This is a genomic window from Azospirillum brasilense (assembly GCF_022023855.1).
GTDB classification, from domain to species: domain Bacteria; phylum Pseudomonadota; class Alphaproteobacteria; order Azospirillales; family Azospirillaceae; genus Azospirillum; species Azospirillum brasilense_F.
The window spans coordinates 367113-378869 of record NZ_CP059449.1 but is presented as its reverse complement, the minus strand read 5'-3'; the positions used below and the strand labels follow the sequence as shown (position 1 = coordinate 378869).

The 11757-nt window shown below is 67.8% G+C and carries 9 protein-coding genes; 4 read left to right on the top strand and 5 right to left on the bottom strand.

Annotated features, from left to right (window positions below; translation table 11 throughout):
- From H1Q64_RS01775 to H1Q64_RS01760, 4 genes are all read left to right on the top strand, one after another.
- Positions 1–1098 carry an efflux RND transporter periplasmic adaptor subunit gene (locus tag H1Q64_RS01775; protein WP_237904141.1) on the top strand — a complete coding sequence of 366 codons (1098 nt, stop codon included), beginning with the start codon at positions 1–3 and terminating at the stop codon, positions 1096–1098.
- A gap of 35 nt (positions 1099–1133) precedes the next feature.
- Positions 1134–2255, top strand: a complete 1122-nt coding sequence (locus H1Q64_RS01770) for an efflux RND transporter periplasmic adaptor subunit (protein WP_237904140.1) — start codon at positions 1134–1136, stop codon at positions 2253–2255.
- Positions 2252–5377, top strand: coding sequence for an efflux RND transporter permease subunit (locus tag H1Q64_RS01765; protein ID WP_237904139.1), 3126 nt, complete (start codon positions 2252–2254; stop codon positions 5375–5377). The genes H1Q64_RS01770 and H1Q64_RS01765 overlap by 4 nt, the downstream gene beginning before the upstream one ends.
- Before the next feature lie 127 nt (positions 5378–5504).
- Positions 5505–6632, top strand: coding sequence for an AI-2E family transporter (locus H1Q64_RS01760; protein ID WP_237904138.1), 1128 nt, complete (start codon positions 5505–5507; stop codon positions 6630–6632).
- A gap of 92 nt (positions 6633–6724) precedes the next feature.
- On the opposite strand, the gene H1Q64_RS01755 is transcribed toward H1Q64_RS01760, so the two are convergent.
- From H1Q64_RS01755 to H1Q64_RS01735, 5 genes are all read right to left on the bottom strand, one after another.
- Positions 6725–7810, bottom strand: a complete 1086-nt coding sequence (locus tag H1Q64_RS01755) for an Ldh family oxidoreductase (protein ID WP_237904137.1) — start codon at positions 7808–7810, stop codon at positions 6725–6727.
- Entirely contained in the window at positions 7807–8550 is a 744-nt protein-coding gene (locus H1Q64_RS01750) for an SDR family oxidoreductase (protein WP_237904136.1), read from the bottom strand. Before H1Q64_RS01750 ends, H1Q64_RS01755 begins: the two co-directional genes overlap by 4 nt.
- A gap of 115 nt (positions 8551–8665) precedes the next feature.
- A complete protein-coding gene (locus H1Q64_RS01745; RefSeq protein ID WP_237904135.1) occupies positions 8666–9946 on the bottom strand; it encodes a TRAP transporter large permease in 1281 nt (426 codons plus the stop codon).
- Positions 9947–9948: 2 nt separating this feature from the next.
- Complete coding sequence (locus tag H1Q64_RS01740) at positions 9949–10452, bottom strand: TRAP transporter small permease (protein WP_237904134.1); 504 nt, start codon at positions 10450–10452, stop codon at positions 9949–9951.
- A gap of 28 nt (positions 10453–10480) precedes the next feature.
- Positions 10481–11470: a C4-dicarboxylate TRAP transporter substrate-binding protein gene (locus H1Q64_RS01735; protein WP_237904133.1), complete on the bottom strand. Its 990-nt coding sequence runs from the start codon at positions 11468–11470 to the stop codon at positions 10481–10483.
- Between the last annotated feature and the right edge of the window lie 287 nt (positions 11471–11757).

The window sequence follows — 11757 nt, the reverse complement described above, 5'->3', positions numbered from 1 at the left end:
ATGTCCTGGTTATCCGGCTTTGGGTCATCCAGATCGGCGATCGTCGCCGGCCTCCTGCTTCTCGGCTGCGAGCAGCCGGCACCGCCACCGGCCGAGGCGACGCTGATCCGCGCGTTGCCGGTGCAGGTGAGCCAGTTCGACCGCACCGCCGCGCTGACCGGTGAGATCCAAGCCCGCCACGAGAGCAACCTCGGCTTCCGCGTCGGCGGCAAGGTGGTCGAGCGGCTGGTGGATGTGGGGCAGACGGTCACGTCCGGCCAACTGCTGGCACGGCTGGACAACCAGGACCAGACCAACGCCGTGAGGTCAGCCGAATCCGACGTGGCGGCGGCGCAGGCCGCGGTCGAGCAGAGCCGGACGCAGGAGGAGCGCCAGCGCTCCCTGCTCGCCAACGGCTTCACCACCCGGGTCCAGTACGACAACGCCCAGAAGCGCTACCAGCAGGCGCAGGCCGAACTGAACTCCGCCGAGGCACAGTTGGGTTCGGCCCGCGACACGCTGTCCTACACCGAACTGCGGGCCGACCGCGACGGGGTCATCACGGCGAAGATGGCGGAGCCCGGCCAGGTGGTCGCCGTCGGCCAAACGGTGTTGCGGCTGGCCGATCCGGGAGAACGGGAAGCGGTCTTCCAGGTGCCGGGCGCCAGCATCCGGCTGGAAGGACGGGAGGGCCTGCCGACGGTCGAGGTGCGGCTCGTCAACGATGCGAAGACGGTCACCGAGGGAACGATCCGCGAGGTGTCTCCGGGGGTCGACCCGGTGACCCGGACCTACACCGTGAAGGTTTCCCTGCCCAACGCCCCCGACGCCTTCCTGCTCGGCTCCTCCGTCGTCGGGCGGGCCAAGCTGCCGGCGCGGCCGGTGGTCAATCTGCCGTCCTCGGCCCTGTTCCAGACGGAGAATGGGGAACCGGCGGTCTGGGTCGTGGCGCGGCCGGCCGACACGGTGAGCCTGCGCCCCGTCGCCGTCCTGCAATACGACACGGGCACGGTCACCGTCTCCAGCGGCCTCAGCGATGGCGATCTGGTGGTGGTCGGCGGCGTCCAGAAGCTGCGGCCGGACCAGAAGGTCACCATCAAGCAGGGGAGCGGCGCATGACCCGCATCGCGCGACCAACCATGCGGCCCCCAAGCATGCGGCAGCCAACCACGAACCCGCTTCTCATCGCGCTGCTGGCCCTGGCCCTGGTCCCGGTGCTGGCGGCCTGTCAGCCGCAGGGCGGCCATCACGCCGACGCGGCGCCGGTGATCCGCCCGGTGCGGACCATCACGGTGGAGCTGGTGACCTTCCGGATGGGCGGCTCCGCCACCGGAACCATCGAGGCGCGGGCCGACGCCGACCTTGGCTTCCGCATCGCCGGAAAGCTGGTCGAGCGCAAGGCCGATGTCGGCAGTCTGGTCAAGGCCGGCGACGTGCTGGCGCGGCTGGACGACCAGGACCAGCGCAACGCGCTTCGGACCGCCGAGGCGAACCTCGCCTCCGCGCAGGCCGATCAGGTGCAGGCGCGCAACGAGGAGTCCCGCAAGCGGGAACTGCTGGCCAACGGCAACGCCCCCCAGGCGCAGTACGACGCGGCGCTGCTGGCGATGCGCACCGCCGACGCCAAGGTCGTCGCCACGCAGGCGGCGCTGCAATCGGCCCGCGACCGGGTCGGCTACACGGAGCTGCGGGCGGACCGGGACGGCGTGGTGACCACCATCGGGGCCGAGCCCGGACAGGTGGTCGAAGCCGGCCAGATGGTGGTGCGCGTCGCCCAGCCGGAGGAACGCGAAGCCGTCTTCAACGTCGCCGAGACCGGCATCCGGGCGGCGCCGAAGGACCCGGTGATCGAGGTCTCGCTGGCCGGCGCACCGGACATCGCGGCGGTGGGCCGCGTCCGCGAGATCTCGCCCCAGGCCGATCCCGTCACTCGGACCCACACCGTCCGGATCGCGCTGGACAATCCGCCCGACGCCCTGCGCCTCGGCGCGACCGTCGTCGGCCGCCTGAAGCAGCCGCCCGCCCCGGTGGTCGAGTTGCCGGGAACGGCGCTGTTTGAGGAGGCGGGGCGGAACTTTGTCTGGCTCGTCGACCCGAAGGCCCAGACCGTCCGGCGCCAGCCGGTCGCGATCCGGCCCAGGGATGGTGATGGCCCGGTCATCGTCACCGAGGGACTGACCCGCGGCGACGTCGTGGTCACCGCCGGCGTGCACAGCCTGAGCGAAGGCCAGAGAGTCCGGTTCAACCAGAAAATCGAAACGGCGGCGGCACCATGACCGGCTTCAATCTCTCCGAGTGGGCTCTGCGCCACCGCTCCTTCGTCTGGTACCTGATCATCTCGCTGACGCTGGCCGGCGGCATGGCCTACATGCGCCTCGGTCGCGAGGAGGACCCGGCCTTCACGATCAAGACCATGGTGGTCCAGGCCAACTGGCCCGGCGCCACCATCGAGGACACCATGAAGCTGGTGACCGACCCGATCGAGAAGAAGCTGGAGGAGATCCCCTATCTCGACTACGTCAAGAGCTACACCAAGCCCGGCATCTCGGTCGTCTACGTCAATTTGAAGGACTACACGCCGGCCGAGGCGGTGCCCGACCTGTGGTATCAGGTCCGCAAGAAGATCGCCGACATGAAAGCCACCCTGCCGCAGGGCGTGCAGGGGCCGGCCTTCAACGACGAGTTCGGCGACACCTTCGGCACGGTCTTCGCCTTCACCGCCGACGGCTTCAGCTACCGCGAGTTGAAGGACTACGCGGAGACCGCGCGGGCCGATCTGATGCGCGTGCCGGACGTCGGCAAGATCCAGTTCGTCGGCGTCCAGAACGAGCGGATCTACCTCGACTTCTCGACGCGCAAGCTGGCCGCGATGGGGATCGACCGCGAGGAGGTCATCGCCGAGCTTCAGGCGCAGAACGCCGTGGCCCCGGCCGGCGTGGTGCAGGCGGGCGACGAGAAGATCTCGGTGCGGGTCAGCGGCGCCTTCACGTCGGAGGACAGCCTGCGCGCCATCAGCCTGCGGGCCAACGACAAGTTCTACCGGCTGGCCGATCTGGCGGACATCCGGCGCGGCTACGCCGACCCGCCGTCGCCGCTGTTCCGCTACAACGGAGAGCCGGCCATCGGGATGATCATCTCCATGGCGGCCGGCGGCAACGTGCTGACGTTCGGCGAGGGCATCCGCGAGCGGATGCGGCAGGTCGAGGCGAACCTGCCGGTGGGCATCGGCGTCCACCTCGTCGCCAACCAGTCGGTGGTGGTGGAGGAATCGGTCGCCGGCTTCACCAAGGCGCTGAAGGAGGCCGTCGTCATCGTCCTGGTGGTCAGCTTCATCAGCCTGGGCCTGCGCGCCGGGCTGGTGGTGGCGACCTCCATCCCGCTGGTGCTGGGCATGACCTTCATCGGCATGGAGTTCTTCGACATCACGCTCCAGCGCATCTCGCTGGGCGCGCTGATCATCGCGCTCGGCCTGCTGGTGGACGACGCCATGATCACCGTGGAGATGATGATCACCAAGCTGGAGGAGGGCTTCAGCCTGGATAAGGCGGCGACCTTCGCCTACACCTCCACGGCCTTTCCCATGCTGACCGGCACGCTGATCACCGTGGCCGGCTTCATCCCCATCGGCTTCGCCCAGGGCGGTGCGGCGGAATACTGCTTCACGCTGTTCGCCGTGGTGGCGATGGCGCTGCTGTTCTCCTGGATCGTGGCGGTCCTGTTCGCGCCCCTCATCGGGGTGAACGTGCTGCCCAAGACCATGAAATCGAAGCATGGCGGCGAACCGGGACGCCTGATGCGGATGTTCCGGGGCAGCCTGCGCCTGGCCATGCGGGCGCGCTATCTGGTGATCGTCGCCACGCTGCTGCTGTTCGGCCTGTCGGTCTTCGGCCTGCGCTTCGTCCAGCAGCAGTTCTTCCCCGCCTCCGACCGCCCGGAACTCCTGGTCAATCTGACCCTGCCGCAGACGGCCTCGATCCGGGCGACCGAGGAGGTGGTGGACCGCTTCGAGAAGGTGCTGGCGGCCGACCCCGACGTCGAGCGGTGGAGCTTCTACATCGGCCAGGGCGCCGTGCGCTTCTACCTGCCGCTCGACGTGCAGCTGGCCAACGATTACTTCGCGCAGGCCGTGGTGGTGACCAAGGGCTACAAGGTCCGCGAGGCCGTCCGCGCCCGGCTGGAGAAGGTGCTGAACGAGAACTTCTCCGATCTGAACACACGGGTCAGCCCGCTGGAGATGGGGCCGCCGGTTGGCTGGCCGATCCAGTACCGCGTCTCTGGACCCGACGTGGGCGAGGTGCGGGCCATCGCCGCCCGGATGGCCGACACCATCGGCACCAATCCCTACACGCTGCTGGTCAACTACGACTGGAACGAGCCGTCGAAGGTGGTGCGGGTCGATGTGGACCAGGACAAGGCCCGCCTGCTGGGGATCAGCTCCAAGTCGCTCAACCAGGCGCTGAACGCCACGGTGTCGGGTGCCGCCTTCACGCAGGTGCGCGACGACATCTACCTGATCGACGTGGTTGCCCAGGCGACCAACGCGGAGCGCAGCTCCATCGAGACGCTGCGCAACCTCCAGATCGCCATTCCGGACGGACGCACCGTGCCGCTGGGCGAGGTCGCGACCATGCGCTACGACCTGGAGCAGCCGGTGGTCTGGCGGCGGACGCGCCTGCCGACCATCACCGTCCAGGCCGATCTGGTCCCCCCGCTGCAGGCCGCGACGGTGGTGCAGCAACTGGCCCCGGCGGTGGACGAGCTGCGGCGCAGCCTGCCGCCCGGCTACACCATCGAAGCGGGCGGCACGGTGGAGAACAGCGCCAAGGGCATGGCCTCGATCACCGCCGTCTTCCCGATCATGGTCTTCGTCATGCTGACCATCCTCATGATCCAGCTGCAAAGCTTCCAGAAGCTGTTCCTGGTCATCAGCGTGGCGCCGCTCGGCCTGATCGGCGTCGTCGCGGCGCTGCTGCCGACCGGCACGCCGCTGGGCTTCGTCGCCATTCTGGGCGTGGTCGCGCTGATCGGCATGATCGTCCGCAACTCGGTCATCATGATTGCCCAGATCGACGAGCATCTGGAGGCCGGGGAGCATCCCTGGGACGCCGTCATCAACGCCACCATGCACCGGGTGCGGCCGATCCTGCTGACGGCGGCGGCGGCCAGCCTGGGCATGATCCCCATCGCGCCGGAGGTGTTCTGGGGTCCCATGGCCTACGCGATCATCGGCGGCCTGATCGTGGCGACCCTGCTGACGCTGCTCTTCCTGCCGGCACTCTACGTCGCCTGGTTCCGGATCCGGGAACCGGCGGCGGAGGAGCGCGCCAAGCCGAGGTACGACGGCGCCATGCACCCGCCGGGTGCGGCGCCCACCAAGGGGGTGACGAGCGGCGTGTGACCACCCGCCGATCCTGCCGCCATGTCCGGCTCGATATCATGCGTGTGCGGCAGTCGAATTCCCACCCGATGAATTTCCGCAAGACTGGCGTTGCTCGGACCATTGCGCGCTGAAAGGGACAGAAGCCATGGCGGACTTCATTCACGACCGGTTCATGCCGCACGCCGACGCCTCGGAGGTCCCGGAGCGGCACGAGATGAGCTACGTCCGCAAGGCGCTCGTCCTGTCCATGATGCTGGTCCTGCTGATCGGCTGCTTCGTCGTGTTGCGCCCCTTCATCGCGGCGATCCTGTGGGCCGTCATCCTGTCCTTCAGCACCTGGCCGCTGCATCGGCGCATCGAGCGCGCGCTCGGCGGCCGCACGACGCTGGCGGCGGCGATCATGACGCTGACGATCATGGCGGTTCTCGTCGTGCCTCTCGTCGCGCTTGGAATGAAGCTGTCGGAGAGTGTTTTCCAGGTCTTCGAGACGCTTCACGCGGCCATGGACCGGGGGGTTCCACCCTTGCCGGACTGGCTGGTCGGCATTCCGATCTTCGGGGACCAGCTGCGGGAGGCCTGGAGTGTGCTGGCGAGCGGCGAGTCCAATCTGCGCACGACGCTCCAACCCTATCTCGGCCAGATCCGCGACGGGGTGCTGGCGAGCGGCGGGCATCTTCTCTCAGGGACGTCACTGATCGCGCTGAGCGTTCTGATCGCCTTCTTCCTCTATCGGGACGGTCGCACCGCCGTGCGCCGGCTGCGCAGCATCGTGGGGCGGATCGCCGGCGACCGCGCGCGGCAATCCCTCGACGTCGCCGCCGAGACGATCAACGGGGTTGTCCATGGCGTGCTCGGCACCGCGCTGGTTCAGGCCATCGCCGCCACCGTGGGCTATTGGATCGTGGGGCTCCCCGGCGCCCTGCTCCTCGGCTTCGTCACCTTCTTCCTGACGCTGGTGCCGATGGGGCCGGCGCTGATCTGGTTGCCCGCCGCGATCTGGCTGGCCAGCCAGGGCAGCACCGGCATGGCGATCTTCCTGGTGGCCTGGGTCGGCCTGCTGGTCGGCAGCCTCGACAACATCCTGCGCCCGATCCTGATCGGTCGAAGCAGCGATCTTCCCTTCATCATCATTTTCCTGGGCATCGTCGGCGGTCTCATCGCTTTCGGCCTGATCGGCATCTTTCTCGGCCCGACGCTGCTCGCCGTGGCGTATGGCCTCATTCGGGAATGGAGCGGAGGAAACGAGCCGGGCGACGCTTCCTCCGTGCCTTGATCGGGGTCCGGTGGACGCTGTGCCCGGCGACCAACCACGACACCGTCAGCCCCGGATCGCCTCCGGCGCCACCTTCTCCATTCCACCCGGCCTTATGCGGGTGAGGCCGCCGGGGCCGGAGCGGGAATGCCATAGGCATGGGCGAGTTGGTTGAAGCTATCGACGGTCGTCTGGTCGATGGGAATGCCAAGCGTCCTGCGACGCTCCGCCTCGGCCCATTCGCGGTCGCCGGGCGCCATGACCATTCGGCCCGGTACGGCCTGGGACCCGCGCAGGGCGGCCAGATAGCGCGCCATGTTGTCCTGGAAGCTCTCCTGCGGCAGGAAGGCCTCCGGACGGATCGCCATCACGAAGGCGCCCATGCCGCGCGGCGTGCTCAGGTCCGGTCCGGGCATCGGCAGGATCTCGAAGCTCAGCCTCATGCCGGTCAGGACGGCGCTCAGGATTTCCACGAATCCCGCCAACCCGGCCCCCTTGAAGCCGAACTCGCCGCCCAGCGGCGCCAGCATCTCGGCCCGTTCGGGGTCGGTGGTGTTGCGCCCCTCGGGGTCCGACGCGGTGGCTTCGGGAAGCGCGAGCCCGAGGCTGCGGTAGAGCTGGACGCGGTTGTAGGGGATGGCGCTGGTGGCCATGTCGAACAGCCACGGATCGCCGTCCTTCACCGGAACGGCGATGGCGATCGGGTTGGTGCCGTGGAAGCGTTCGGCGCCGTCGTGCAGCCGCATGAAGCTGTCGGAGTTGCAGACGGCCATGCCGATGCAGCCCGCTTCCGCCGCGGCGAGCGCGAAGGCGCCGGCCGGACCGAAATGGGAGTTGTTGCGTATGGCGACCGCCCCGATGCCGAACCGGCCGGCCAGCTCGACCGCCTTCTCCTGCGCGCGGTAGGCACCAAGCGCGCCGTGGGCGTTGCCGGCGTCCAGCGTGGCGACGGCGCCGAATTCCGACAGGATGCGCGGGGCGGGGCGCGGGTTCACCCGTCCCTGGGTCATGGTGGCCACATAGTGCCCGAGCAGCCGCACACCGTGGCTGTCGACCCCCAGCCGGGAGCCGTGCATCATCGCGCGGGTGGCCGCGTCCGCCGTCGCCTCGTCCGCTCCCGCGGCCAGGAACACCGCGCGGCAGAAGGAGTCCAGGGCATCCGCGCCATAGCGGGCGGTCGGGTGAGCCGGTCCGGTCACAGCGTCTGCCCCCCGTCGGCGACGAGCAGGCTGCCCGTCATGAAGCCGGACTCGTCACTGGCCAGATACACCGCGGCGGCGGCCATCTCCTCGACGGTGCCCAGGCGGCCCATCGGCTGGCGCGCGATGAACTGCGCCCGCATGCCCTCCGGGTCGGCGCTCGACTGGATGCGTTCCTCCAGCGACGGCGAGTGGGTGGTGCCGGGGCACAGCGCGTTGCAGCGGACGCCGGCGCCGATGAAGTCGCGGGCCACGGCCTTGGTCAGGCCGATCACCGCCGCCTTGCTGGTCCCGTAGGCGGTGCGGTTGGCGACGCCGGTCAGGCTCGACGCCACCGAGGCGACGTTCACGATGGAGCCCCGGCGCCGTTCGATCATGCCGGGAAGCGCCGCCCGGATGGTGTGGAACATCGAGGTGACGTTCTGGTCCAGGCTGCGCGCCCAATCCTCGTCGCTGCAGTCCAGGATGGTGCCGTTGTGCACCCAGCCAGCGTTGTTGACGAGGATGTCGAGCGGCCCGGCCTCGGTGACGACGCGCCGCACCGCCGCTGGATCGGTCACGTTGAGAGCGACCGGGGTGATTTTGGAATCGATGCGGGGCAGATCCTCCATCTTGGCCAGCGTGCGGCTGGCCGCGACGACGCTGGCCCCCTCCCGGGTGAAGGCGAGCGCGATGGCCCGTCCCATGCCCTGTCCCGCGCCGGTCACCAGCGCCCGTTTTCCGTCTAGTCTGCCGGTCATCGTGTTTGGAACTCCACCAGTCGGCGCCGCAGCGGGCGCCGGGTTGGACGCAGGGATTCGATGTGCCCAGGGGCCGGGAGCGCGTCGTCTCCGCCGCCCTCCCGGCGTGCCGCCATCATCCGAAGAGCAGGTTCGGGATCAGGAGGATGACCTCGGGCACGAAGATCAGAAGCAGGGTCGTCAGCCCGATGGCGATCATCAGGGGCAGGGACTCCCGCACATAGGCGCCCACCGACACCCTCAGGATCGAGCAGACGGTGAACATTGCCGCCCCGACCGGAGGCGTGAAGTTGCCGATGGTCGCCGCAACGATGAAGACGATGCCGAAATGCACCGGATCGCCGCCCATCGCCCGCACCGCGGGCAGGAAGATCGGGGTCATCATGATGATGATCACCGTCGCGTCGATGAACAGGCCCGCCACCAGGACCAGGAGGACGATCAGCACCATCACCAGTTGGACGTTGTCGGTGAGGCTGGTCAGGGACGAGGCGATGACTTCCGGGATGCGCTCGAAGACGATGCCGTAGCTGAAGATCGCCGACAGGCTGATCAGGAACATCGCGGAGCCGACGTCGGCGAGACTGACCTCCAGCGCCTCGACGAAACTCTTCGCCTTGAGCCGGCGGTAGATGGCGAAGCCGATGAACAGCGCGTACAGCACCGCGAAGGCGCCGATCTCCGAGGGCGTGAAGATGCCCATGCGCAATCCGACGAGCAGGATGACCGGGAACAGCAGAGCCCAGACACCGCCCCTCACGGCGCTGCCGACCTCCGACAGGGACGCCCGTTTCGCCCGCTCGGGAGGGTATCCGCGCTTGTTGGAGGTGTACCAGACGGCGATGCTCATGGCGATGCCGAGCAGAAGCGCCGGGGCGAAGCCCGCCGCGAACATCCGCCCGATCGACACCTGGCCGATGGTCCCGTACAGGATCATGCCGATGCCCGGCGGGATCAGCGGGGTGAGAAGCGAGGTGAAGGAGATCACGCCGGCGGTGAAGCCGCGCGACATGCCCCTTTTCGTCATCTCCTCGCCGAGGATGCGCGACTGCATCGCCGCGTCCGCGATGGCCGATCCCGACACGCCGCCCATCAGCGCCGACAGGACGATCGAAATCTGGGCGAGGCCGCCCTTGAAGTGTCCGGTGGCCACCGACGCCAGATTCAGCAGGCTTTCGGTGATGCCCGACCGGTTCATGTAGTTGCCCGCCATGATGAACAGGGGAACGGCGAGCAGGGCGAAATTCTGGGTCTGGGACACCGTCACCTGGAGCGGGATGGTGAAGGGCAGCTCCGGGTGCTGCAGGAAGAACAGCACCCCCGAGATGCCGATCGCGAAGGCGACCGGCATGCCGATGAGAAGGAAGACCGCGAAGGCCAGAACGACGAGCAGCATGGTCAGGCGGTCTCCCCGCTGGCGGCAGCGGCGCACGGAACGCCGTCGGACCGCATCAGGGCCCGTATCTTGAGAATCGTGGTGATGAGCATGAGGGCCGCCCCGACGGCGATGCTGGAGGTGACCCAGGAATAGCTGACGCCGGGAATGCCGTTGAAGGTCCGGGACCGGCTGGTCCAGGCGAGCAGGATGCCGCCGTAGACGGCGTAGCAGAGGAACAGCGCGATCGCCGCGTAGTTCACGAACAGCAGGGTCCGCTGGTACCGCTCGGACAGCTTCGCGGTCACCAGATCGAGGGACATCAGCATGTCCTTGCGCCAGGCGATGTCGGCGCACAGGAACACCGCCCAGGCGAAGAAGCAGGTCGCCAGATCGATGGTCCAGTTGAGCGGGTGCTGCATCATCCGCGCCACGCCGCCCAGCAGAAGCAACCCCACCATCAGCATCAGGAACAAGCCGGCGAGGATCGCCTCCAGCTTCAGGACATAGTCGTAGAGAGTCTTCATAAGACAGGCCTCGCCGGCTTCGGATGACTTAGCGCCCAAGTTCCTTGTAGACGGCCGCACGCACCTCGGTGAGGCCGAGCTTCTGGTACGCGGCGTCACCGGCCTTGCGGAAGGCCTCCAGATCGACGTTGTCGGTCACCTTCATGCCGCCCTTGACCAGCGCGGCCTTCTCACCTTCGGCGGCGTCGGCGAGCACCTTCGACACCTTCTGGCCGGCGGCGCTGCATTCCTCGACCAGCGCGGTCTGGTAGTCGGCGGGCAGCTTCTTGAACCAGGCGGCGCTTACGACCTCGAAGTTGATCAGCAGGATGTGACCGGTCTCGCTGACGTTCCGGACGACCTCCTGGAGATTGCCCGGACGGATGTTGGCGTAGGTCAGTTCCGCACCGTCGACGGCCCGCTGCTGAAGGCCGGGGTAGATGTCGCCGAAGCTCATCGCCGTCGGGGCCGCGCCGATGGCGCGCACCGATTCCTGCCAGATCGGGGCGGGCGGGGTGCGGATTCGCAGCCCGGACAAGTCGCCCGGATTGCGCACCGGCTTGTTGGCGAAGACATGGCGCTTGCCCTGCACGAAGTCGAAGCAGACGACCTGGAGGCCGTGCTTGTCCGCCAGCTCCGTCTTCCACTTCTTGACGATGTCGAGCTTCGACAGCGCAAAGGCCTCGTCGAGCGTCTCGACGAAGTACGGGCCGTTCAGGACCGCGATCTCGCGGACGTAGTTGCCGAGGCGCGCCGCGTCGGTGTTCTGGCCGATGTTGGCGCCCTGGCGGATCTGCTCGATGATGTCCTCTTCGTTGCCGAGCTGGGCGCTGTGGAAGACCTCGATCTTCAGGCCGCCGTTGGTCCGCTCCTCGACGCGCTTGGCCCATTCCTGGAACGCCGAATGATAGGCTTCGACCGGGCTGTGGACATGGTTCATGCGCAGGATGTGCTTCTGCGTCTGGGCCTGGGCCAATCCCATGCCCGCGATCAGCGTCAGTGCGGTGGCTCCGAGAAGAGCGCCAAGGCGCTTGGACATGTTGGTCACTTCCTACTCCCTAGAATTTCTTATGAGTTCGGATAAAAAGAGCGCTCGTTGCTTTGAACGTGGAGCCTCGAACTGCCCTTGTTTCGTTCGTTTACTGACCGCCCACGGGAAACGGAGAGGCCATGCATGGACGGCGAACGGCTCGGCCAGTGCAACGTTCGGTTATCTTGCACACTTGTATCCAAGGATGCAAGGTGCTACGGATCATCCATAAGGCGTTTTGATTGGTGTCCAATCGAACGCGCGGACGGGTGGGATTCCGCCGGGCAAGGGCGGCG